Annotated in this window: 20 protein-coding genes; 3 read left to right on the top strand and 17 right to left on the bottom strand. The window is 33.5% G+C overall.

Translation table 11 applies throughout. The features are described 5' to 3' along the window. Positions 1-9 precede the first annotated feature (9 nt). The 8 genes from bsdE14_RS11635 to bsdE14_RS11600 form a co-directional block, all read right to left on the bottom strand. Positions 10-1,329 carry a replication-associated recombination protein A gene (locus bsdE14_RS11635; protein WP_264850103.1) on the bottom strand — a complete coding sequence of 440 codons (1,320 nt, stop codon included), beginning with the start codon at positions 1,327-1,329 and terminating at the stop codon, positions 10-12. Between the two features lie 134 nt (positions 1,330-1,463). After that, entirely contained in the window at positions 1,464-3,140 is a 1,677-nt protein-coding gene (locus bsdE14_RS11630; protein ID WP_264850102.1) for a glycoside hydrolase family 13 protein, read from the bottom strand. 88 nt (positions 3,141-3,228) lie between these two features. Further along, the gene (locus tag bsdE14_RS11625; RefSeq protein WP_264850101.1) at positions 3,229-4,914 is read right to left on the bottom strand and encodes a glycoside hydrolase family 66 protein; all 1,686 of its coding nucleotides are present in this window, start codon (positions 4,912-4,914) and stop codon (positions 3,229-3,231) included. An 18-nt stretch (positions 4,915-4,932) separates the two neighbouring features. Further along, on the bottom strand, positions 4,933-6,765 hold the full coding sequence (locus tag bsdE14_RS11620; RefSeq protein WP_264850100.1) for a glycoside hydrolase family 66 protein: 1,833 nt from the start codon (positions 6,763-6,765) through the stop codon (positions 4,933-4,935). A gap of 10 nt (positions 6,766-6,775) precedes the next feature. Then, positions 6,776-7,609 carry a carbohydrate ABC transporter permease gene (locus tag bsdE14_RS11615; protein WP_264850099.1) on the bottom strand — a complete coding sequence of 278 codons (834 nt, stop codon included), beginning with the start codon at positions 7,607-7,609 and terminating at the stop codon, positions 6,776-6,778. A gap of 13 nt (positions 7,610-7,622) precedes the next feature. After that, positions 7,623-8,594, bottom strand: coding sequence for a carbohydrate ABC transporter permease (locus bsdE14_RS11610; protein ID WP_435382488.1), 972 nt, complete (start codon positions 8,592-8,594; stop codon positions 7,623-7,625). 67 nt (positions 8,595-8,661) lie between these two features. Beyond that, on the bottom strand, positions 8,662-9,951 hold the full coding sequence (locus bsdE14_RS11605; protein ID WP_264850097.1) for an extracellular solute-binding protein: 1,290 nt from the start codon (positions 9,949-9,951) through the stop codon (positions 8,662-8,664). Between the two features lie 24 nt (positions 9,952-9,975). Beyond that, complete coding sequence (locus bsdE14_RS11600) at positions 9,976-11,040, bottom strand: glycoside hydrolase family 15 protein (protein ID WP_264852259.1); 1,065 nt, start codon at positions 11,038-11,040, stop codon at positions 9,976-9,978. Between the two features lie 167 nt (positions 11,041-11,207). On the opposite strand from bsdE14_RS11600, the gene bsdE14_RS11595 reads away from it, so the two are divergent. Further along, a complete protein-coding gene (locus tag bsdE14_RS11595; protein ID WP_264850096.1) occupies positions 11,208-12,116 on the top strand; it encodes an AraC family transcriptional regulator in 909 nt (302 codons plus the stop codon). A 143-nt stretch (positions 12,117-12,259) separates the two neighbouring features. On the opposite strand, the gene bsdE14_RS11590 is transcribed toward bsdE14_RS11595, so the two are convergent. The 6 genes from bsdE14_RS11590 to bsdE14_RS11565 form a co-directional block, all read right to left on the bottom strand. Next, complete coding sequence (locus tag bsdE14_RS11590; RefSeq protein WP_264850095.1) at positions 12,260-13,936, bottom strand: peptide ABC transporter substrate-binding protein; 1,677 nt, start codon at positions 13,934-13,936, stop codon at positions 12,260-12,262. Positions 13,937-13,998: 62 nt separating this feature from the next. After that, positions 13,999-14,979 carry an ABC transporter ATP-binding protein gene (locus tag bsdE14_RS11585; protein ID WP_264850094.1) on the bottom strand — a complete coding sequence of 327 codons (981 nt, stop codon included), beginning with the start codon at positions 14,977-14,979 and terminating at the stop codon, positions 13,999-14,001. Further along, on the bottom strand, positions 14,972-15,988 hold the full coding sequence (locus bsdE14_RS11580) for an ABC transporter ATP-binding protein (protein ID WP_264850093.1): 1,017 nt from the start codon (positions 15,986-15,988) through the stop codon (positions 14,972-14,974). Before bsdE14_RS11580 ends, bsdE14_RS11585 begins: the two co-directional genes overlap by 8 nt. Positions 15,989-15,999: 11 nt before the next feature. Next, on the bottom strand, positions 16,000-16,914 hold the full coding sequence (locus bsdE14_RS11575; protein ID WP_264850092.1) for an ABC transporter permease: 915 nt from the start codon (positions 16,912-16,914) through the stop codon (positions 16,000-16,002). An 11-nt stretch (positions 16,915-16,925) separates the two neighbouring features. After that, positions 16,926-17,846, bottom strand: coding sequence for an ABC transporter permease (locus tag bsdE14_RS11570; protein ID WP_264850091.1), 921 nt, complete (start codon positions 17,844-17,846; stop codon positions 16,926-16,928). Positions 17,847-18,342: 496 nt separating this feature from the next. Beyond that, positions 18,343-20,250, bottom strand: coding sequence for an LTA synthase family protein (locus bsdE14_RS11565; protein WP_264850090.1), 1,908 nt, complete (start codon positions 20,248-20,250; stop codon positions 18,343-18,345). 206 nt (positions 20,251-20,456) lie between these two features. Here bsdE14_RS11565 and bsdE14_RS11560 point away from each other — a divergent pair, with 206 nt between their 5' ends. Continuing rightward, complete coding sequence (locus tag bsdE14_RS11560; RefSeq protein ID WP_264850089.1) at positions 20,457-21,569, top strand: glycosyl hydrolase family 8; 1,113 nt, start codon at positions 20,457-20,459, stop codon at positions 21,567-21,569. An 87-nt stretch (positions 21,570-21,656) separates the two neighbouring features. On the opposite strand, the gene bsdE14_RS11555 is transcribed toward bsdE14_RS11560, so the two are convergent. Further along, positions 21,657-22,085 (bottom strand): Lrp/AsnC family transcriptional regulator, encoded by a 429-nt coding sequence (locus bsdE14_RS11555; protein ID WP_264850088.1) that lies wholly within the window; start codon positions 22,083-22,085, stop codon positions 21,657-21,659. 464 nt (positions 22,086-22,549) lie between these two features. Here bsdE14_RS11555 and bsdE14_RS11550 point away from each other — a divergent pair, with 464 nt between their 5' ends. Next, positions 22,550-23,962: an aspartate ammonia-lyase gene (locus tag bsdE14_RS11550; RefSeq protein WP_350339566.1), complete on the top strand. Its 1,413-nt coding sequence runs from the start codon at positions 22,550-22,552 to the stop codon at positions 23,960-23,962. 90 nt (positions 23,963-24,052) lie between these two features. On the opposite strand, the gene bsdE14_RS11545 is transcribed toward bsdE14_RS11550, so the two are convergent. Then, positions 24,053-24,274 (bottom strand): DUF2922 domain-containing protein, encoded by a 222-nt coding sequence (locus bsdE14_RS11545; protein WP_264850086.1) that lies wholly within the window; start codon positions 24,272-24,274, stop codon positions 24,053-24,055. Between the two features lie 13 nt (positions 24,275-24,287). Next, the gene (locus bsdE14_RS11540) at positions 24,288-24,512 is read right to left on the bottom strand and encodes a DUF1659 domain-containing protein (protein ID WP_264850085.1); all 225 of its coding nucleotides are present in this window, start codon (positions 24,510-24,512) and stop codon (positions 24,288-24,290) included. Positions 24,513-24,549: the final 37 nt, after the last annotated feature.

Raw genomic sequence — 24,549 nt, 5'->3', positions numbered from 1 at the left:
TATATTCTTTTACTTCTTCTTAAGCTTTTTTAAATATTCCAATCTCTCCTGAATATTCTTTTCTATACCGCTATTTGTAGGTTCATAATATTTTCTGCCAATAAGATTATCAGGTAAACATTCCATATCTGAAATCTTATTTTTATTATCATGGGCATACTCATAGCCTTTGCCATAGCCAACATTACTCATAAGATTTGTTACAGCATTTCTAAGGTGCAGTGGCACTCCTTCAGATATAGTGTTTATAGCATCTTCCTTTGCTCTTTCATAAGCCTTATAAAGAGAATTGGATTTTGGCGCTACGGCAAGATAAACTACAGCTTGAGTCAAATTCACAGTACATTCCGGCATGCCGATATAATGTGTAGCATCATAGCTGGCTAAAGCTATCTGAAGTGCTTTTGGATCAGCAAGTCCTATATCCTCAGAGGCAAATCTTATAAGCCTTCTAGCTACATAAAGCGGATCTTCACCTGCCTCCAGCATCCTAGCTAGCCAATAAACAGCTGCATCGCAATCACTGTTTCTCATGGATTTGTGCAGAGCAGAGATTATATTATAGTGCTCCTCACCTTTTTTATCGTACATTAAAAGCTTCTTTTGGGTACATTCCGCAAGAACCTTTTTAGTAATTTTAAGAATCTCACCTTCTCTTGAAGCATTCATAACAGCAATTTCTAGAGTATTTAGTGCGTTTCTAGCATCTCCATTTGAGTATATAGCTATATTTTCAAGAAGGTCTTCTGATATTTCAATTTTTATGCTTCCATAGCCTCTCTCATCCTTCAAGGCATTTTTTAATAGAGTCACTATCTCCCCAGTGGTTAGTGATTTAAGAACAAACACCTGACACCTTGAAAGCAGCGCTGAATTAATTTCAAAGGAAGGATTTTCTGTGGTTGCGCCTATTAGAACTATATTCCCTTTTTCTACGTGCGGTAAAAAAGCATCCTGTTGAGCCTTATTAAAGCGGTGTATCTCATCTACAAAAAGAATAGTTCTTATGCCCTTAAGCCTACTCTCCTCAGCCTTTGTCATTACCTCCTTAATCTCCTTTATACCTGAAGTCACAGCACTAAAGGTTATAAAATTGGAATTAGTCATAGCTGCAATAATGGTAGCCAAGGTAGTCTTTCCAACTCCAGGGGGACCCCAGAGTATCATAGATGCTATACTGTCTGATTCAATAAGATGCCTAAGCATCTTTCCCTTTCCAAGAAGATGCTCTTGACCAACATATTCATTTAAGTTTCTCGGTCTCACTCTATGCGCTAGAGGCAAATCGCTAGACTTATTTTCAAATAAAGAACCCTGTACAAAATTCATATTTACCCTCTTTTTTACTATATATATTTATAAATTTATTATATATTTTTCACAAAACATATGCAAATGTTTGTTCTCTAAATACAAAAGCATCCCTCTAAGTTAATATTTAACCGAAGAATGCTTTTTCTATTCTAACTATTTTGCAGCTTATATACTCTTGCTTCATAAGGCTTTAAACTTATGTTATTTATACCACAATCTTGAACTTTATAGTTTGATAAAAGCAGTTCATAATGTTTAAATTCAATTTCCTTTGGAAGTTTGAACTCAACTTCTTTTTCAAAAAAATTCAGTATTACTAATATACTTTCATCATTAAGATTTCTTGTATAGGCAAATATATTTTCATCATTCTTATATAATAAATTTATGTCGCCATAAACTATTACATCGTACTCTTTTCTTAACTTGATTAAATTTTGATAGTAATGAAATATGGAGTTCTTATCTTCTAAGGCACTTTTTATATTTATCTCTTTATAATTTGGATTTACTTTAATCCAAGGCTCTCCTGTAGTAAAGCCTGCATTTTCCGACTCATCCCACTGCACTGGAGTTCTTGCATTGTCCCTGCCCTTAGCATATATAGATTTCATTAAATCTTCTTTTTTCATGCCTTGTGCTATTTTTTCATTAAACATGTTAATAATTTCTATATCTTTATACTCTGTTATATCAAACTCCACATTTGTCATTCCTATTTCTTCACCTTGATATATATAAGGAGTTCCCTGCCAAGTATGAAGGAGAGTTGCTAACATTTTAGCAGATTCTAATCTATATTTTTTATCATTTCCGAATCTAGATACCATTCTAGGCTGATCGTGGTTATTTAGGAATAATGAATTCCAACCTTGCTCTTTTAAGGCTTCATACCATTTATACATGATATTCTTAAAGGTTGTCAGCTTCCATGGCTTTAAGTCCCACTTTTCACTACCTGAATCTATATCCATAAGTTCAAATTGGAACAGCATATTCAATTCTTTTCTATCTTCATTTACATAAAGCCTTGCGGTTTCAGGATTAACTCCGGGGGTTTCCCCAACAGTCATTATGTCATATTTACTAAGTACTTTCTTATTCATCTCTTGAAGGTATTCATGTACTCTAGGTCCATTAGCAAATAGAGGAAATCCATTTCCATAAAGGTCGTTATCTCCTTTATGCCCATCTGGAAGCCCTTGAACCTTTGATATAAGATTTATTACATCCATTCTAAAACCGTCTATGCCTTTATCAAACCAGAACTTCATCATATTATAGACTTCACTTTTAAGCTTTTCATTCTCCCAATTTAAATCTGGCTGCTTTTTTGAGAAAAGATGAAGGTAATACTCGTCTGTATTTTCATCGTATTGCCATGCAGAACCGCTGAAGAAAGACCCCCAATTGTTTGGAGGATTTCCGTCCTTTCCTTTTCTCCATATATAATAGTCTCTATATGGATTGTCCTTTGATTTTCTGCTTTCTACAAACCATTTATGTTCATCTGAAGTATGGTTAACTACTAAATCCATAACAAGCTTAATATCCCTTTTATGCATTTCTACCAAGAGTTCATTAAAGTCATCCAAGGTACCAAACTCATCCATAATGCTTCTATAGTTGCTTATATCATAGCCATTATCGTCATTAGGAGATTTGTAAATTGGACATAGCCAAATTATATTAGCTCCTAATTTTTTGATATAATCCAGCTTTTCTATTATTCCTCTTATATCGCCTATTCCATCTCCATTAGAATCCTTAAAACTCCTAGGATATATTTGATATACTACTCCTTCTTTCCACCATTTTTTATTCATGCTTTACCTCCAGCTCCTAGTTTAATTTCAGCATTAGCCTGTTGTGATAGATAAATTCAATAAGCTAAACCAAATACTAAAATCATTGTCAACACACTATATAAATTAAATTCCAAACTTTAAGCTCTGGAACTGTAAATTTAACTTTATTGCCCTGCTCTCCCTTTACATACTGAAAATCCAGTTTTAAGGCTTTACCTTCATTAAAATCAGGCGAAGCTGCATATACACCTTTTATTTCATTACAAGTAAGTACTGAAACCTCTATATTTTTCACCTCAGAAGATAATTTTTCTTTAGGAACATTCCAGTTCATATCTTCTATATCATTAAAGTTAATTAGACTTATAATTTTATATCCTGGCTTCTCTTTTATTAAGGTCCAAATGCTATTTGCCTCTGCTTTTGGTGAAGTATTTACCCCTTTGAAAGCGTACTCTTCATTTATTCCACCAGTGTTAACCATAGTAGTATCAATTATATTAAAGTCATAGAGCAGTTCTTCATATTTAACTATGAAATCATAGTAATTTCTTAGCTTCTCATTAAATTCCTCACTTTCTATAGTTCTATATTTAGGATAATAAGGGTCATCAAGCACCCCTTTATTTTCACCTAGCAGCAGATGAAAGCCTCCACTTGCAAAAATAGTAGCCATAGTAAAAAGTGCAGCATTTTCAGCTTGCTCTACTGGGATATTAAGTTCTTCTAAAAATGGTTTCATGTAAGCAGCTAAAATAACTTGTTTTTCTGAAGCATATCTCTTTGCATTTGATATAAGATTATATAAGTCCTGGTAAGTATCATTAGGTGGCCATACTTCAATATAAACGGCATCCTGCTGCGCCGCTGCTACAGTCTCAACTGGCCAGTTATTTACAGCATTAAATATTAGACTAACCTGTTCACCTTTTTCTTCTATATAGCTTCTAGTATCATTAATTAAGTTAGGAAAGTCTTCCCTAAGCTTTCTAATAGCCCATACACCATTTGCATTACTCATGGCTTCTTTAGGGTAACCATACTGGTCCATGTGAATTCCGTCAAAGCCAAGTTTAATAGCTTTATAAAATTCCTCTATTATATGATCATGCCACTTGCTTTCTCTTGATATGTCCATCATATAAAGGAAGTCACCAAATCCAAATACTTCTCCATTATTCTTATATATAGCTAAATCTTTATGTTCCTTATAGTATTCTGGCGCTGAAGCATAAACAGCACCATATGCTATAGCCTCCATACCATATTTATGAGCTAATTCAATTTTGCTCTTTATAGTATGCAAGCTAAGTTTCCTCTGCAAAGGGTCTATAAATATATCTGATTTCGGTATTAAATCATGATGTCTGTACATCCAATCATAGTACTGAACTACATTTAAATGATATTTATTCATTTCTTTTAAATCGTCTTTATCTTCTAGATCATTTGGTGAAAAATCTGATAAAAACCCATACCTTGGCGCATACTTCCAAGAACTTAAAATATCAAAAGCTGTATTTAAAGTCTGTACTTTTTTATTATTTTCGTATAGTTCAACTTCCACCCCATAACCTGACATAAATTCGTCACTATTTATATCAAATTCAAATACAACGTGATTTTCTGAACTAGACACATACTTATCTAATGAGAGAATATTATCATGAAGTCTATATACATTACACCTAAGTTTGCTTGATGTGTTGTGACCTTCAATCTCTACAATTACTTTTATTTTTTCGCCCTTTCTAAACTGAGCTCTTGCTGGATATATTTCTTTAATTATCAATGCTAGTACCTCCCATTGCTATTCTTTTTCAATGTATACCATGTCCCAATATTGAAGCTTTGGTATATTTATTTGAAGCTGAGTTCCATCCCCTCCGCTTTTAGTAGTATACTTTAGCTTTACAGATTTTCCTCCATTGAAGTCTGGTGAAGCTAAATACACATCTTTAATCTTTCCTTGCTTAACAGTATAGTTAAGCTTTAAATCTTTTTGTGCAGATGGAGCATCATAATTTGCTCCGTCATCTCTCCATGCCGGTCGCCTCATACCTAACAAATTTATCATTTGAATAACTTCAAAGCCCTTTTTTTCCTTTGAGTAAGTCCAAACTGTATCCTGCTTACCATTATTACTTGTATTAATTCCATTAATCTCAATTTTATTTTTATTATCAGTGAGTCCATCTCTCAACAAATTCTCGTAGGCAACTAAAAAATCGTAATAATTTCTCATTGCATCTACTAAAGGCTTAGACATAGTTAAATTTTTATTAGGGAAGTACTCCCTTGCAAGCATTCCTGTATCACCAAGCTCTATATGTGCACCACCTGCAGCAAATATAGCAGCATCTGTTAATCTAACGCTATGCTCGTTAAATTCACCTGGTGTACCTGCTCTGCCATAGTTCATATATGCTGCTATTACTGTGTTTTTCTTTCCATTAGTAAGCTCGTAGCCCTTATCTATAGTTTCTTTAAAAGAGGAATAGCTTGGATAATCACTTGGCCAAAGCTCTGAATATAGGAAATCTACATCTGATTTCGCTACTTGCTCCAATCCGTATCTATTTACAGTGTTGAATACAACGCTAGTTCCTAATGCCTTTTTAGCATTATTTATAAATTCTGTGTAAGTATCAGGTAAATTAACATCCCGGCCATAATAATCAAAGGTTTGTCCTCTGTTGCCTAATGTATCCATATGAAACACATCAAACTTCAATGCCTTATTTACCTCCTCTTCAGCATTATAAATATAATTTTGCCAATCCTTATTTGCAGGGTTAAATACAGCTAAAGAAGATGCCCAGCCTGATGGAAGAGAATGCACATCCTGAACCGAATGGCTAGTATCTTTGTATATTGCCCATTCTGGCTTTATACCATATTGAGCGTAGTCCGTATAAGCTCCATAAATAAGATTATAGTTTGCTGCCTTCATATTTTTACTATGGGCGGAATCAATATAATCCTTCACCGTTTGAAAATATATATCTCTATTTGCTATGTCCTTCCAAAACTTTGTTATATTGTTCAAGTCCCCTGGCAGAGGTTTTTGATGCTTGTTCTGCCAATCATAAAATTGCAATCCATCTATATGAAACTTATTTATCCAATCTATCTTACTTTCAGTTTCCTCTTTGGACTGTTCTGGATATTCAGCTATATATCCGTATCTTGGAAACTTAGTCCAGTCCGATGATATATCTACAGCAGTATTTTTATTATCATCAACATTAATTCCATGCACCGCATAAACTTCTACAAGATATCCTTCATAGTCCTCCAAAGGTGCATTCCATGAAATATCAATAGTTTTTTTCTCTTTACTTTCTAAAGAAACTTTAACTTCTTTCTTTAGAACAACATTATTTAAATGCTTAAAGTATATTTCTAAAGAACCCTTGTAATTTTTGTTTAGGTTATTATTTAATTGTACTTTTACATTAACTTTATCTTTGGGAATATATCTGGCCTTATCTGTATACACATCACTAATAAGCTTCCCAGTATTTATAGCTCTAGTGCTTGCTTCTGCACTAAAAGTTCTAAATTTATAAATTATATAGGCTGAACCAATACAGAACAAAATAGCAGCACCTAGAATAATCTTTTTTTTCAAATAAAACACCTCTTATATACTAGCCTTTTACCGCACCTTCGCTTCCACCTGATTTTATAAATTGCTTATTAAACACAATAAATATTGCGATTATAGGAATTAGAACAATAATCGCAGCAGCGAATACAACTCCCCATTGAGTTGCCTTTCCATTTTGAAGCAGTTTAACTGCAATTGGTAATGTTCTCTTGGACTGTGTTTTTAAAACTGTAAGTGCTGTAAATACCTCCATCCAAGTTGCTGAGAAAGTACCTATAGCCATTGTAGCCAAAGCAGGTTTTGAAAGCGGCAATATAATTTTTCTATATATAGTCCATTTGTTGCCACCATCCATAATAATAGACTCTTCTAATTCTCTTGGAATAGTCTCAAAAAAGCCTTTTAAGAAAAAAGTATTACCAGCAATTCCACCACTAATATACAAAAGCAGCAGACCTGTATAAGTATCAACTAAATGCAGCCTTTGCAAAATAGTGAACTGTGAAACTAAAGCAAGCACCGCAGGCATCATTAAAGAAAATATATAAATGTTGAAGATTATTTTTTTACCCGGAAATTTTAATCTAGCAAAGCCATAACCTGATAAGGATGCTATAAACAATGTCAATATTGTATTAGCAGCAGTTACAAATAGGCTATTTGCAAAATACCTTGAAAAGTTTTCACCCGCCCAAACATTGACGTAATTTCCAAAGTAAAATTGCTTTGGAATTATCTGAGGCTTTGAAGGCAAAACATAGGTATTAGGTATCAATGATGTACTTATCATGTTTAAAAATGGTAGTAGTGAAAATATTACTACTATTATTAATACTAAATGTATTAATATCTGCCCAAACTTACTTTTAACCATATTTTTACCTCCTTTAGAATTCTATCTCTGTATTCTTAGTTATTTTTCTTTGTACAACAGAAATCAATATTAAAATAACAGCCATAATCAAGCTAATTGCTGCTGCATAGCCAAAGTCGAAACTTGAGAAGGCTTTATTATACATGTAGTTTTGAAGAACATCTGTCTTGCCCATTGGTCCTCCATTTGTAATGAGCATTACTTGAAGTAATATATTAAATGCACCTATTATTAAGTTAATTACTATAAAATAAGTTCTTGATGCAAGAAGTGGTAGTGTAATTTTCCACATTTGCTGCCTTTTAGTAGCTCCATCTACGTCCGCTGCTTCATATATATCCTTTGGCAGGTCTTGAATAGCTGCAGTATACATAATCATTACCCATCCAATTCCCTTCCAAATACATAGAGCCCAAATTACTATGTTTCCAGTCCATTCATTTTGCAGCCAGGAAATCGGCTGACTTATTAGATGCAAATTAAGCAATATAGAATTTACTAAAGAACCTTGGGTATCTTGAAAAATATACTTGAACAGTATAGCAACAACTATCCAATCTGAAATAACCGGAATATATAGTAAAAACCTATAGAGCATCTTTCCCTTTGAAAGAGATTCTATTGCTATTGCAATTATCATTCCCAAAAACCACTGAGCTGGAACTGTAACTACTACTGCAAGTAGTGTATTCCTTAAAGACAGATAGAACTTTGAACTTTCATCTAAGGTTCCACTATGTATGAATGCCTTTTTAAAGTTTGCGAGTCCAATAAACGTACTAGGTTTATTGGGATTAACACTATAATTCATAAATGCCATAGCTACGTTTTTTAGCAGAGGATATGCTACAAAAATTAGAAATAGCAAAAAGCCAATACCTATAAACGCCCATCCTTCTAGTGCTTCTCTTTGTTCTCTATTTAGTTTTTTATTTTTATGTTTAATCTGTGAAACAGTTATAATATTCTTTTCCAATTGCTTCACTCTCCTTGTTCTATAATTAAGGATTAAGAAAAACTCTTAATCCTTAATTATACAAATTTTTTTGTTATTATTTTTGCTGAAGTAATGCATCAACTTTCTTAGCTGCATCATCTAATGCTTGCTGAGGAGTCATTTTCTTTCTTATAGCTGCTTCAAAGTCATCTTTCATTGCATTTGAAATATCTCCCCATTTAGGACTTGGAGTTCTTGCCCAAGTTGAACTTAATTGATCAACATATACTTTTAACATAGCATTGTCTTTAACCACTGATTTTTCAGCTGTCTTTGTATTAACAGGCATCATATTAAGCTCAGTTGTAAATATTGTTTGTGCTTCATCTGAAGCTAAGAACTTAGCAAAAGCAAAAGCTTGTTGTTGATTTTTAGATGCTTTAAATATTATTGTATCTTCTCCACCAACTACTGAGATACTTCCGCCATCTCCCTTAGGAATTGGAGCAAATACTACATTATCCTTAACTAACTTTTGATCCTTGTTTGATGGGAACCACCATGGACCATCATCTATCATACCGTAATGCCCTGCATTATAACCTTCCCAAGAACCTTCTCCACCTAGTAAGCACTTAGCTACATAGCCCTTATCATTCCATTCTACAATTTTTTCAAGTGCTTTAACACTTTGTGGACTATTTAAATACCCAGTAGCTTTAGTGTTCTCTTTATCTGTAAATTGACCTCCTAATGATAAGAAGTATGGGGATATAGCCCAAGACTCTACTCCAGCAATACCTATTCCTGCTACCTTATCAGCTTTTACCTTATCCGCATATTGTTCAAGCTCAGCCATAGTCTTAGGTGCTTCTTTTAATCCTGCTTTGTCCAGCATTGCCTTATTATATATAGCAACTTTTGTATTTGTATCAAGTGGAATACCATAATAGTGTCCATTGTACATATTTGTACTCATAGGTCCTTCATATATTTCTTTCTTTAAATCATTAAAACCAGGTAAACTGTCTACTGCTACCAAATAATCTTCTTTAGCATATTGAGCAACATCAGTAATATCTGTTCTAGCCAGATCAGGTGTTGTTCCACTCATTGCAGCTTGAAGTATTTGCTTTTTATAGTCGTCTCCACTAGGCATTGGTGTGATTTTAACTGTTATATCTGGGTACTTTTTATTAAATGCAGGAACTATTTTTTCCTTTAGAACTTTATTTTCGTTATCAGTGAAAGTACTCCACATTTCAATTTCGCCCTTCAATTTTGTTTCATCTGCAACAGTTGAGCTTTGGCCTTGAGTTTGGTCCGCCTGCTTGCCACAGCCTACAAATATTGCAGATGCCATCAAACCTGTTAAAATCAATGACATGATTTTTTTATTTTTCATTCTCTGTTCCCCCTTGAAATATTTTTATTTTATAGTGTTATTAACACTTAACAAACTTAATTTGTTGATACTATTCAGCAGTATTAAGTACATTGCATGTGACCATAATAGTGGAGAAGCAACCTCTCCCCATAAACTTTCCCACTTATTTATGTAGTAATCATCGTTAACATTATCTAAAACTTGTTCTGCTAATTCTCCATTTATGTTAGCTTTGCTTTCAATCCACCGAAGCATTTTCCCAGCCTTCTCCACTTCATTAATTTCACAGTAATATAAACCAAGCCAAGCTGATAATATAGTCCATTCACCACCTCCGTAATAAGTATCTTCTGGATATCGATGAACACCACCTTCATGTACTAATTCCTTCTCAATTATGTTAACCGTATTTTTTATTATCAAATCGTTTACTTTAAAAAGTTTAAAAGGAGTAGCTGCCCATAAAAGATTTGCGTCAGTACTGTTTAAATCAGTGCATTTCTTAAGCCTATTATCTTCAATACAGTTATCTAAAACATATTGTTTAATATCCTTTAAGGTGCTTTCTATATAGGAATCGTTTAAATATTCATTAATGGAATTTAACCCTCCATATATAGCTGCTAAGGTAGAAGTATGAATTTTTTCTCCATCCTCTTGCCAGCAATTAAAACAAGGATAATTCCAAAAACAACATAGATATTCAGTTGCTACATCTATACTCTTTTTATATTTCGCTATATCATTATCATTTTCTGCCAGCTTTAAATGCTGTGATAATGCCCAAAGCCATTCACCGTATCCATCAAGCTGAAAATTTGGCCATTCTTCATCGCAGTTGTTTCCATCCAGCATAAACCAGGTTGGAAGATAATCATCATTAAGCAAAATATCTCCTCTTTTTTTCATGTCCAATATCTTTTTTAATTTATCCTGTTGCTTTTCTATTAAAACGTTTGCCCAATTAAAAAATTTAATAGAAGAATTAAATTCACCATATAAATCCATTGAATATGCAGTAAAGCTTCCATCTCTTAACCAGCAATAATTATAGGTACTAAAATTAGGGCTAGCTACATAGGAACCTGAGGAGTGCTGATTTGTAATTATAATCTCAATGCTTCTCTGTCTTAAGTTATTTATTTCTGTCCCCTCCTTTTTTATAAAGTTTGTTTTTCATTGATTTTATTTTAATATGTAATACAATATTATTAAATGTAGTATCCATACTTTTTTTGTACAATAGCGACTTTTAATAATAGTGGGGGTTCAATATGGATTTATTATCGATAGATACAAGCATAGTACCAACAGTAAGATTTATGGGTCATGTGGATTATACTAAGCCTTGGAAACACTTTAATCGAACTATAAATGAATATATTTTATATATTGTTAAAAGCGGTGACCTTTATATAAAAGAAAACGCTAAAGAATATCATTTAGCAAAAGGTGATCTTTTGCTCCTGGAGCCCAATATTGAACATTATGGCTTTAAAGAAGCAGTATGCCATTATTATTATTTTCACTTTAAACATCCTGAAATTAATCGTGTAACTGATAAGTCTTATGATGAAATATCAAAAGAACTTATAGTAAAAAGAAAATCTTCTCTTAATAGTGAATATCTCAATTATAATTCCGATACAAGTTCTGAATTTTACTTGCCTAAATATTATCATTATGAAAATGAAAACGAGTTAATATCTCTACTGGTAAACGCTGATAGTGACTTCTATCAACGGTATGAAGGCTATAAAAAGATAGTTTCTATAAAACTTTTAGAGATACTAATTAAAATTAGTAGAGACTATACATCTACTAAAATTGAAAATTCACAGCCTCACTTTTCAAAAGCTTTTACTAAATGCAGAAACATACAACAATATCTAAATTCTAACTATCAAAATAAGATAACAAGTGCTGATATAGAGGAAACCTTTGAATCGAATTATGATTATCTCAATAGGGTTTTTCAGAAGATGACAGGTTTTACTATCCTAAATTATTTAAACATTTTGCGGATTAATCATGCTAAAGATCTATTCGATACTACAAATATAAAAATTTCGGAAGTTGGTTATTTAGTAGGTATTGACGATCCGTACTATTTTAGCAAACTTTTTAAAAAACTTACTGGTTTGACTCCTTCACAATATATAAAAAACAAAAGTGAGTCTTAGAACATGCCACGGGGACGTGACCTTTGGAACAAATGTGCCATGCGAAACGTCCCCGTGGCACGTGGCACGCGCCGCACCAAAAAAAGCCGCAGACCATAAGGTCTGCGGCAATATTTATATTTTGGGGGGAATCCCAAAGAGAACTACTTTTTCTCGATGTATGCATCCTTGAAGAACACGAAACCAAGGGAGGATTTTCTTGCATTCTTTACATAATCTTTAATACATACAACGTTAGTGTATTCATAAATTGGCATTATAGGCATGTCATTCATTAAAAGATCTTCTGCTTGGTGAAGCTCAGTCATTCTCTTTGCTGCATCTGTTTCAGATTTTGCAGCAGTTATAAGCTTATCATACTCTGGGTTGCTATAGCCAGCTACATTGTTTCCCCCGCCAGTTACCCACATATCAAGGAAAGTCATTGGATCAGCGTAGTCAGCAATCCATCCATTTCTTGCTACTTGATATTCATGACTGTTGGTTGCTGTTAATTGAACTTTTCTTTCAACACTTCTTAAAGTAACACTTATGCCTAAATTTTTCTTTAGCATATCTTGAACTGCTTGAGCTATATCTTGGTGTCCTTGTCCATTGTTATATAGTATTTCAATAGTTGGGAAGCCTTTTCCATCTGGATATCCAGCATCAGCTAAAAGCTTCTTAGCTTGTTCTACATCAGCAGTTTCTTTATAGTAATCCTTTTGTTTGAAGTCCTTTCCTGCAGCTTCTGCTATTCCTCTTGGAACAAAGCTAGTAGCAGGTCTTTGTCCACCTTTGGTAACACTTTCAACTATTTCTTTTCTATCTATTGCAAGTGTTAATGCTTTTCTTACTTTAACATCCTTAAGAACCTTAGCTACATCCTTGTTTACTTTTTCAGCATTATCTGAAACATTAAAGCTGTAGTAGTAAGTTCCAAGGTAAGGGCTTATTGTAGCTGTACCTTCTTTAACTAAGTTAGGTATTTCTTGTGATGGTGGAGCTTCTATAAAGTCAAGCTGACCTGATTTAAATGCTGACATATAGCTTGTTTCTTGATCTATAAGCTTGTAAACTAGAGTATCTAATTTAACTTTTCCTTTATCCCAGTAGTTGTCGTTCTTAACAAAAGTAATGCTGTCCTTTGGTTTCCATTCCTTCATCTTGAATGCTCCATTACTTACATAAGTTTCTGGCTTTGTAGCCCAACCCTTAGGATCCTTATCAACTACATCCTTTCTTAGAGGCATGTATGTTGGGAAAGACATTAAGGATAAGAAGTATGGAGTTGGATTTTCTAGAGTAACTTCAAGAGTTACATCATCTACAGCCTTAACTCCTACTTGGTCAGCAGTTGCTTTCTTTGTAGCTTTTGGATCTGCACTCATATTGAATGCTTCACCATTCTTTAAATAGTAAAGTTGATAAGCGTATTCTGAAGCAGTGTTTGGATCAAGAGCTCTCTTCCAAGCGTACTCAAAATCTCCCGCAGTAACAGCTTTACCATCTGACCACTTAGCATCTTTTCTAAGATGGAAGGTGTATTTTAATCCATCTGTGGATATTTCCCACTTTTCAGCAACTCCAGCTACTGGCTGGTCCTTTGAGTCTGTATCAAGTAATCCTTCAAATGCATTGGCTATAACTGTACCACCTTCTACTGAGCTGTTTAATCCTGGGTCAATGGTCTTAGGATCTGCGCCCAAGTTATATCTTATAACTTGCTCCACCTTTTTACCTCCAGCTGAGCTTTTATTACTGCAGCCTGCAAGTACAGAGCCTGCAAGCACAACTGCTAATGCTACAGTTAAAAATCTTGCTTTTTTTCCTTTTAACATTTTTATTTCCCCCTTTATTATTAAATTGCTTTATTTCAGTATAGGTATAATAGACCTATATATTAGCCGTATAAATGGCAAGCTACACAGTGCCCGCCGCCCATATCCTTCAGCTCTGGAGTAACCTTTGAGCATATCTCCTTTGCATATTTGCAGCGTCCTCTAAAGCTGCAGCCTTCAGGTGTATCAATAGGTGAAGGAATTTCTCCTTCAAGCACGATTCTCTCATTTGCTTCCGACATATCCGGGTCTGGAATTGGAATTGCAGATAATAGAGCTTTTGTATATGGGTGAATAGGGTTATCATACAATTCATTGCTTTCTCCTATCTCCACCATTTTCCCAAGATACATAACCCCAATTCTATTTGAAATATGTTTTACCATGGAAAGATCGTGAGCTATAAATAAATAGGTTAGCCCTAAATCCTTTTGTAAATCCTCAAGCATATTTACTACTTGAGCTTGAATAGAAACGTCAAGTGCAGATATAGGCTCATCGCAAACTATGAATTCTGGCTGTACTGCAAGCGCTCTTGCTATACCTATTCTCTGTCTTTGTCCACCAGAAAACTCATGAGGGTATCTACCAGCATGTTCTGAGTTAAGTCCAACCTTATTAAGAAGATATTGAACTCTTTCCTTTTTTTCCTTTTTTCCCATAAGCTTATGAATATCAATAGCCTCTCCCACTATATCTCCTACTGTCATACGTGGATCTAAGGAAGCATAAGGGTCTTGGAATATCATTTGAATTTTTCTTCTATAGGGCATCATCTGGTTTGGGCTAAGCTTTGAGAGGTCAACTCCATTAAATAATATGGAGCCTGAAGTTGGTTCATAGAGTTTTATTAAGGTTCTTCCTGTAGTTGTCTTACCACAGCCGCTCTCCCCAACCAGCCCCAAAGTTTCACCTTTTTTTATGCTGAAGGAAACCCCATCAACAGCCTTAACATAGCTTGGTGCTCCTCCAAGTAGACCTTTTTTAACTTTAAAATACTTTTTTAAATCACTTACTTCTAACAGTGTTTCTGAACTACTCATTAAGGTCACCCCTTCCAGTATCAGCCTTTACCCTTGGCGCCTTTGGATGATTTAGCCAGCAAGCTGCATTATGATTAAGTCCAACTTCAAAGCTTTCAGGCATTTGTGTCATACAAATCTTCATTGCATACTCACATCTTGGTGCAAATGGACATCCTGCAGGAGGTTTTAATAAGTCTGGAGGTGTACCATCAATAGGCTTTAACCTTTCTTTTGTCTTAAGCTTTGGATTAGGAATACTTCTTAAAAGTCCCCAGGTATAAGGGTGCTTAGGATTATAGAAAATGTCCCTTGTACTGCCTGTCTCAACTAATATTCCTCCGTACATAACATTAATTCTGGTACATAAATCTGCAACAACTCCTAAATCATGAGTTATAAGTATAATTGCCATACCAAGCTTATTTTTTAAATCCTTCATAAGCTCTAATATTTGAGCCTGAATAGTAACATCTAGTGCAGTAGTTGGTTCGTCGGCAATCAGCAGCTTTGGTGAGCAAACTAGTGACATAGCAATCATTGCTCTCTGCCTCATTCCTCCTGAAAATTCATGAGGATACTGCTTCATTCTCTTCTCTGGAGAAGGTATACCAACTAGTTTAAGCATATCTAAAGCAATTTTATCAGCTTCTGCTTTAGAAACTTTTTTATGTTTTATTACATGCTCTACAAGCTGTTCTCCTATAGTAAATACAGGGTTAAGAGAAGTCATAGGATCTTGAAATATCATTCCTATTTCATTTCCTCTTATTTTTTCCATTTCTTTATCTGAAAACTTTGCTAAATCTTTTCCTTCAAATAGAATCTCCCCATCTTTGATAAGTCCGTTTTCTGCAAGCAGCTTCATTACTGACATCATAGTTATACTCTTGCCGCTTCCGGATTCTCCAACTATTCCAAGAGCTTGTCCTTTTTCTAAATTAAAGGATACGCCTCTTACTGCCTTAACCTCTCCCGCACGGGTTTTAAAGGAGGTATGTAAATTTTTAATTTCAAGTATCTTTTCCATAGCCATCCTCCTTACTTTCTCATCTTTGGATCTAGTGCATCTCTTAAACCATCGCCTAAAAAGTTAAAGGCTAATATGGTAAAACAAATGGCTAAAGCCGGGAATATTAATTGATATGGATAAAGCTGCATTCCTCCTAGCGCTTCAGAAGCTAGTGTTCCCCAGGAAGCTTTTGGTGCGCTTACTCCAAGGCCAATAAAGCTTAAAAATGATTCTGTAAAAATTGCTTCTGGCACCGTTAAAGTAAGAGTAACAATTATAGCTCCCATACTATTAGGAATAAGATGTTTTAAAATTATCTTCATTGGCCTCGCTCCTAGGGTTTTAGCAGCTAGTACAAATTCATTTTCCTTTAAGGACATTATCTGCCCTCTTACTATTCTTGCCATAGTAAGCCAATAGCTTATAGCAAGTGCTATAATAATACTTTTAAGTCCTGCTCCAAGTACTACCATTAGCAGTATTACATAAATCATCATAGGTATAGCATAGAGAATATCAACTATTCTCATCATTATATTGTCTACTCTTCCTCCAAAGTATCCAGCTATTCCTCCATAAAGAATACCAATGACAATATTAAGAACACTTGCTGCATATCCTACTGTAAGAGAAATTCTAGCTCCATATAAAACTCTTATAAAAATATCACGTCCAAATTTATCAGTACCAAACCAGTGCTCTGAACTTGGACTTAAATTTGCTATTTTAAAATCCTGTGAATAATAATTGTATTTTGAAAACATTGGTCCAAATACTGCAACTAACGTAATGAATATTACAAAAGCAAGTCCTGACATTGCCAGCTTATTTTCTTTAAGTCTTCTCCAAGCATCTTTAAAGAAGGTTTCGCTAGGTCTTACTATATTCTCAGAATTTTTTTCTTCTTCATTTACTCTATCAAATAAATCCTGTGAAAATTCCATTCTGTTCACCCCTATCCCTGCAGCTTTATTCTTGGATCTATTACCACGTATAATATGTCTACTACAAGATTACAAAATACTAAAAACGAACTGTAGAAAATTGTTACTCCAAGAATAGTAGTATAGTCTCTATTTGAAATACTAAGTACAAATTCTCTGCCGAGCCCTGGTATTCCAAACATGGATTCTATAACGAAGCTGCCTGTTAATACTCCCGCAATCAAAGGTCCCATATAGGTTACAATTGGTATTAAGGAATTCTTAAGTGCATGCTTATATATAACTTTGCTGCTGCTAAGTCCTTTTGCTCTTGCAACCTTTATGTAATCCTGTCTTACTACTTCTAAAAGGCTTGACCTTGCAAGTCTTGCAATAAAGGCCATTGAATATCCTCCAAGTGCTACAGCTGGAAGTACATAATATTCTGGCCCATCAAAACCGATTGCCGGAAACCAGCCAAGCTTAACTGCAAATAAATAGATGAAGAAGGTTGCCATAACGAAGCTTGGAACAGTTACACCAAGGGTTGAAATAACCATAGCTAAGTTATCCTGCCATTTACCTTGTTTAAGTGCTGCTATGATTCCCATATTAACTCCAATTACAAGTGCAAATATTATTGCTGCTGCGCCTAGTTTTGCAGAAGTAGGAAAAGAATATGCAATAACTTCATTTACTGTTCTTCCTTCTGATGTCATTGAAGGACCTAAATCTCCCTTCAATAAGCTATTTAGGTAGGTAGTATACTGCTGCATTAACGGCTTGTTCATACCAAATTTAGCTTCTAGATTAGCTTTAATCTGCGGAGGCAATTTCTTTTCACCATCAAATGGGCCGCCTGGTATTGCATGCATTAAAAAGAAGGTTAATGTGATTACCACCCATATGGTGGCAACACTAGAAATTATTCTGTTTAGTATATACTTTGTCACTCCTAGTTCCCCCTATTCTTAAATATAAATGTTTAAAAATACATTAAAATGATTAAAAATACATGATTATGTATAAATATTCATTGTTTAATTTTATAATTTCCATATATTTATAATAAATAATGAAATTTTCCATATGCAATTCTTTCATATTCAAATGCAAGATAAGAATGTTTTTTATGTCTACAAATCACTTGTTTATGATATTAGCACTTTAATAATGCGTTGTCAAACATTTTTTGAAAGATTTTATATACAAAATTTCATATGTTTATATTTTGTGAAACATGATATTAAATACGCTTCATAATTTCATATTGCTATTTTTCTAATGTATAACGTATACACTAGTCACTTTATGCATAATTATAAACGTTTACATTTATTTAGACATAAAAAAATCCTTTAGATCATTAAATAATCTAAAGGATTTTTCACTAAAATATTGATTTAACTTGAACATTTTTTAACTCATTTATTCCATAATACAGCTGTATCATTTCACAAAGCTTTTTAACAAATTACTGTTCAAAATATCGTCCGAATAGCTTAATTCATTCATAGCCCTTTCCTTTTCCTTCTTAAGCTGAGGAGTTTCTAATATAGTACTGCCGCTTGATATATCATAATAAATATTTGTCCAAGATACATAAAATACCTTTCCATCGGTAAAGGAGCCATTTCTGAAAACAACCCATTGCTCCGAACTATTCATTATGTCCTTGCCAAGCATGTATTTATTATCCAAATTAAACATATTTGCAATAGTAGGATATACATCCATTTGCCCTGTATAAATATGATTTACTCCTTTGTATTGATCCTTAGGAAAATGTATAAGCATTGGCACCTTTTGAAGCTGATACCACTGGAGGTCTGTGGCATTACTAATATTTTCAAACTTATATAATTGGTCTATATATTCCCTTGGTATTGCATTATGATCTCCATAGAGAACTATAATTGAGTTATCCATTAGCCCGTCCTTTTCCAGCTTGTCTAAGAACATTCCAAGCTGTTCATCAGCATAATGAATTCCTCTTAAATAATCTCCTAAAAGTGTTCCATCATAACCTGTTATATCAAAATTACCATAGCCTTTTGCATCATCATAAGGATAGTGACTGCTTAAAGTAACCATAAAACTATAAAAAGGCTGCTTCATATCCTTAAGCTTATCCAGTGATTGGTTAAAGAAAGACTTATCACTTAATCCAAGTCCTACTTTCTCATCTAAATTAAAGCTTGTTTCACCATTGAACTTATCGAATCCCTCTGTTTTGTACATTACATTTCTATTCCAAAATCCATCTTCATAGCCATGAAAGGCCGTAGTATTATAACCTTTTTGATCCATAACTTTAGCTAGAGAGTTTAGCTGGTCACCTGAATACATGTAGTAGGCTGCCCCAGAAGCTGCTGGATATAGTGAATTATTTGTCATAAACTCGGCATCAGAAGTATTTCCAGCCGCAACCTGATAAAAGAAATTATCAAAATATAAGCTCTTGTTAATCCATCTGTTCAAATTAGGCGTAATCTCATTACCATTAACCTTTGCATTTATCACAAACTGCTGAAGCGCTTCTACTTGAATCATTATTAGGTTCTTGCCATTTCCATAACCAGTAAGGTTATTTCCTTGACTGTTATTTTTATTGTCAAGGTAGGAATTTATCTCATTCTTTCTCTCACTCGGCAAGGGTTTAAGGCTGTTTATTTCTTTCATTACAAAATTATTTATATCTATTATATGAAAGTTTATATTTCCTAATATCTTAGTTAAATACACCTTGTTGCTCATAGTAGTAAGAAGCATAGGCTGATCTTTTGAAAGCTCATAGATGTATTTACCATCTAAACCTATTCCCAAAGATAAAACTACAGCAAAAAGTAACAATCGAGTCTTAACATTTATTATATTTTGCTTATGCTTATTGAAACTTTTAATCATTGGAGCAAAAGCAGCTATATCTGCTAAATAATAAAAATCCTTGCCTTGAATTAAGCTCATTATAGTAGAGCCCATCCCCTTAAGCTGAAGACTGTTTCTTACCGCTGCAACAGATATTATATCTTTAAAATATCTAAAATACACAGTATCTGCAAATAAAATAACACTTATAATTATATTTATTATATATAAATAGTTTGTTCTCTTCTTCTCTTTAAACAAAAATGCCACTGCTAAAAATGGCAGCATTGACGCTATCACCGGAGGTCTTAAGCTGTCTGCACTAAAATAATCCGGAGATATTTGCTTTCCATAATACATAACCTTCATCATAACTAAAGCAAAAAATAAAAGCACATCTAGGTGCTGAATAATCTGCAGCTTTATTATATCAAATGGTTCTACTAAATATCTATTATACTTATTATTAATAACACTTCTTACGTCCATTTTACCCCCTTCTACTCATTCAATATTAATTGAATGAATAAAATTCAATTTATGGTTCTCTTTCACTTTCAATGTTAATTGACAAATATGACAGCAATGTCTCAAAAAAGTTAATAAACTATGAATAACATTTATTACCTATTATGGTTAATTTTATAGCAATACTCTTAAAATTAATTTATAATAACTGAGAGGTGGTGAATATTTTGCATAAAAGAATTTTATTTACATTAACCATATTTTTTATTTTGGCCATTATTATAGTAGTAAATATTAGCTATATCCTTCCACTAAGAATTAATAAACAGTGGAGCCAGGTTCCAAAAACTCCAGAAGAAGCAGCGGTATTTAGCTTTATTTCAAATAGCATGAGTGAAAAAAATTATGGGATTTATACTAACTATTTAGACGTGCAATCAGTAGGTGATACAGCAAAGGGGCATGCTGTACTTTCTGAATCAGAAGGACTTCTTATGCTTTACGCAGTAGAAAAAGGAGACAAAACACTTTTTGATGAGCATTACAACATAGTTGTAAATCAAATGCTCTTAAAAGATGGACTTGTAAGCTGGAAAAAGGATAAGAAAAATATTGCTCAATGCTCTTCTTCTATAGATGATTTACGAATAACAAAATCAATGTTCTATGCTTATGACAGATGGAAGGATTTTAAATATAAAAAGCAAGCTGTAAAGCTATCCAAAAGCATGTTAAAAAACTCCATAGATGAAAATCTTTTAATTGATTTCAAAGACCAGTATGGAAAAAGTAAAAATACAACTATTTGTTATCTAGATTTAGAAACCATGATGCTATTATCAGAGCTTGATTTTAGATGGAAAAAAGTTTATTCAAATTGTGATAAACTTTTAAGTAATGCCTATATCTCGAACGAACTGCCTCTCTACAGAAAATCATATTCAGTAGATAAAAGAACCTATACAAATGAAGATTCAGCAGACATGTTGTTATCTATGCTTACTATACAAAACAAGCTTCTGGCTGGCGAAGATGTTTCTACTTCCGTCTCTTGGATAAAGGAAAAGTTTAATAAGAATGGAGCATTATATTCTTCCTATACTATCAAAAGTGGAGAAGTTGCATCAAATGTTGAATCCACTGCCATCTATTCCATTGGGGCAGTTATTGCTAGGGAGCTTAAGGATGAAGAACTATATAACAAAATGATAAACAAAGTTAAGAGTTTTCAAATTAAAGAAGAGGGAGAATTAAAAGGAGCTTTTGGAAATCAAGATACCCAAGAAGTTTTCTCCTTTGACAATCTGAACGCCCTGCTTGCACTTCAAAATAAACAATAAGATATAAAACGAAAGGCTTAGTTACTCATCTTAATTATAGATGAATGACTAAGCCTTTAAATTCAATGTTATACAAGCCTCTTTACACTAAATAATGTTTTTATGATCAATAGGACTTGATAAAATTATAAGAGTTTGGGTATTTCCAAACTGCTGGATCTTACCTACCATTACTTCAAGGTCTGACATTTCTTTAAAAATAGCCCTAACTGTCATAGAAAACTCTCCAGTAACATGATGGCATTCTACTATATGCTGGTCTTCGTTTATAAAATCAAGAAAATCTTTTCTGCAGTTTGCATTCAAGGTAATATTGATTAGAGCACTAATATTCCATCCAAGTTTTTTATGATCAATAATAGCTCTATACCCTGTAATAATCCCTGCTTCCTCCAGCTTCTTAATACGCTCTGCAACAGCTGGCGGAGTTAAAGATATCTTTTCAGCTAATTTTTTTACAGAAGCCCTTCCATTCATTTGGAGATGCTCAATAATTTCATAATCAATATTATCCATACCCATTACCACCTCATACCGTCAATGATATTAATTACATATTTTCATTAATTTTACTGTATTTTTATTCTCTTCCACAAAATTTTAGTAACCGGTTACATCATACCTTTAATTCACAGTTTATTATACTTATAATATAAAGTCAATTGAGTACTTTTCTTTACATTATAAATTAAGATTACACTATTACTTTAAATAATATTGAATTATTTAAGTTCTATTTACTATTATAAATTTGCGAGTTATCATCAGATTAAAGGTTTATTGATGCGCATTTATAACAGATTATTGAAATATTTATGCATGACTAATTAAATATTTCAATACTAATTGTCTGCTTAATATTTAAAATTTATTAGTTAAAATAATGAATACATGGAACCCAACAATTACTAACTGTTGAGGACAAGATAATAATAGGTGGGGGTATAAAAATGTTAAAAGAAGCCAGTGGAGAAAAACAAATGGGATTTAGAACAGAAAGTGATTCTATAGGAACTAAAGAAGTTCCAAAGACTGCATATTATGGAGTTCAAACTCTAAGAGCAGCTGAAAACTTTAATATTACAGGCTTAAAACTTCATATGGAGTTTGTAAACAGCCTTGCACAAATAAAAAAAGCATCAGCTATAGCTAATAGAGAAGTCGGACTTTTAGATAGAAACATAGAAACTGCTATTGTTAAGGCATGTGATGAAATATTAGACGGAAGCTTACATGATCAATTTATAGTAGACCCTATTCAAGGGGGAGCAGGTACATCTGCCAATATGAATGCAAATGAAGTAATTGCAAATAGAGCTATTGAAATCCTTGGAGGAGAAAAGGGTAACTATGATATAGTTCATCCTAATGACCATGTAAATATGGGACAATCTACAAATGATGTTATCCCAACAGCTGGAAAGATTACTGCATTGAAGCTTTTACCAAAGGCACTAATGCAGCTTTCAAGATTAAATGATGCTCTTGAAGCAAAAGCCAAGGAATATGACAATGTTATAAAAATGGGAAGAACTCAAATGCAGGATGCAGTTCCAATAAGACTTGGACAAGAATTCAAAGCTTACAGCACTGTTGTTAAAAGAGATATTGCAAGGCTTACAAAAGTAACTGAGGAATTAATGGTTGTAAATATGGGCGGTACTGCTATAGGAACTGGTATTAATGCAGACGAAGAGTACTTAAATAAAATAGTACCTGCACTTAACAGTGTGACAGCTTTAGATTTGAGACAAGCAGAGGACTTAATTGATGCAACACAAAACGTAGATTGTTTTGTCGCTGTATCCTCAGCACTTAAAACTTGTGCAGTAAGCTTATCTAAGATGTCCAACGATTTAAGACTTATGTCCTCAGGGCCAAGAACAGGCTTTGAAGAAATCAATCTTCCTCCAAAACAAAATGGTTCTTCCATTATGCCAGGAAAAGTAAACCCTGTTATACCTGAAGTAATGAGCCAGGTTGCATTTAATATTATAGGAAATGACATGACAATAACTATGGCTGCAGAAGCCGGACAACTTGAGTTAAATGCTTTTGAACCAGTTATATTCTATAAATTATTCCAATCCATAGAGACTTTAGCTAACGGAGTAAATACCCTTGTGGATAACTGTATCATAGGAATTACAGCAAACGAGGAAAGATGCAAAGAACTAGTAGATAACAGCGTTGGAATAATCACTGCTATTTGTCCTCACGTAGGATATAAAAAAGCTGCTAATATAGCTAAAGCTGCTATAAAAACTGGTGAACCTGTTAGAAAGCTATTAATACAAGAAGGTCTATTAAAAGAATCTGATCTTAACGAAATACTTGATCCAGTAGGAATGACTGAACCAGGAATATCAGCAAAATATTTGCTTTCACATTAATTTAAATATAAATAAAGCACCTTTTTAGAAAAGCCCCCAAAGATTAAATATATTTAACCTTTGAAGGCTTTTCATTAAGCTGCTTTTTTATTATTTAACTGCTATTTTTTCTACTGTTTTCTCAACTATTTGAGCTGAGTCCTTTATTTTCAAATCTCCACCAGCAGTTTCAAAGATGTTTTTTGCTATTATTGCATCCATAGCTGCTGAAATTTCAGCTTGAGTCACACCGTCCTTTACCCCATCTACTCTTATGGATACCTTTTTCCCTTGCTCATTCATAAAGCTCATCATTAAACTCTTATCTGCCATCTAAATCACACTCCTATTCATTTATGATAATATTTTGATCTTCTCTGACAACTTCTTGAAGCGGATATGCCAGAAGTGTGCCAATTGCAGTTCCTACTGCTAAAACATCCTCGTCTGAAGCAGTTACCTTTACCTTTGAGTATCTAACAGTCTTAAGGATATTCTCTCCTTTTGCGTTGATACCAGTCTTAATTTTTAACACTACGGAACTTAGGACTTTGGTTGATTTTGCTGCCATAATAATACCTCCTTTTTGTGCTGAACTTTTATCTTCA

This window comes from Clostridium omnivorum (genome assembly GCF_026012015.1).
Taxonomy (GTDB): domain Bacteria; phylum Bacillota; class Clostridia; order Clostridiales; family Clostridiaceae; genus Clostridium_AX; species Clostridium_AX omnivorum.
Note: the sequence above shows the minus strand (reverse complement) of the source record. Positions and strands in the feature narration are given on the sequence as shown.

Bases quoted from the DNA above. Each gene is read 5' to 3' on its own strand.
- bsdE14_RS11540 (WP_264850085.1), bottom strand. From the start codon at position 24,512: ATGGCAGCAAAATCAACCAAAGTCCTAAGTTCCGTAGTGTTAAAAATT.
- bsdE14_RS11605 (WP_264850097.1), bottom strand. From the start codon at position 9,951: ATGAAAAATAAAAAAATCATGTCATTGATTTTAACAGGTTTGATGGCA.
- bsdE14_RS11595 (WP_264850096.1), top strand. From the start codon at position 11,208: ATGGATTTATTATCGATAGATACAAGCATAGTACCAACAGTAAGATTT.
- bsdE14_RS11590 (WP_264850095.1), bottom strand. From the start codon at position 13,936: ATGTTAAAAGGAAAAAAAGCAAGATTTTTAACTGTAGCATTAGCAGTT.
- bsdE14_RS11635 (WP_264850103.1), bottom strand. From the start codon at position 1,329: ATGAATTTTGTACAGGGTTCTTTATTTGAAAATAAGTCTAGCGATTTG.
- bsdE14_RS11575 (WP_264850092.1), bottom strand. From the start codon at position 16,914: ATGGAATTTTCACAGGATTTATTTGATAGAGTAAATGAAGAAGAAAAA.
- bsdE14_RS11585 (WP_264850094.1), bottom strand. From the start codon at position 14,979: ATGAGTAGTTCAGAAACACTGTTAGAAGTAAGTGATTTAAAAAAGTAT.
- bsdE14_RS11550 (WP_350339566.1), top strand. From the start codon at position 22,550: ATGGGATTTAGAACAGAAAGTGATTCTATAGGAACTAAAGAAGTTCCA.
- bsdE14_RS11565 (WP_264850090.1), bottom strand. From the start codon at position 20,250: ATGGACGTAAGAAGTGTTATTAATAATAAGTATAATAGATATTTAGTA.
- bsdE14_RS11615 (WP_264850099.1), bottom strand. From the start codon at position 7,609: ATGGTTAAAAGTAAGTTTGGGCAGATATTAATACATTTAGTATTAATA.
- bsdE14_RS11555 (WP_264850088.1), bottom strand. From the start codon at position 22,085: ATGGATAATATTGATTATGAAATTATTGAGCATCTCCAAATGAATGGA.
- bsdE14_RS11580 (WP_264850093.1), bottom strand. From the start codon at position 15,988: ATGGAAAAGATACTTGAAATTAAAAATTTACATACCTCCTTTAAAACC.
- bsdE14_RS11630 (WP_264850102.1), bottom strand. From the start codon at position 3,140: ATGAATAAAAAATGGTGGAAAGAAGGAGTAGTATATCAAATATATCCT.
- bsdE14_RS11545 (WP_264850086.1), bottom strand. From the start codon at position 24,274: ATGGCAGATAAGAGTTTAATGATGAGCTTTATGAATGAGCAAGGGAAA.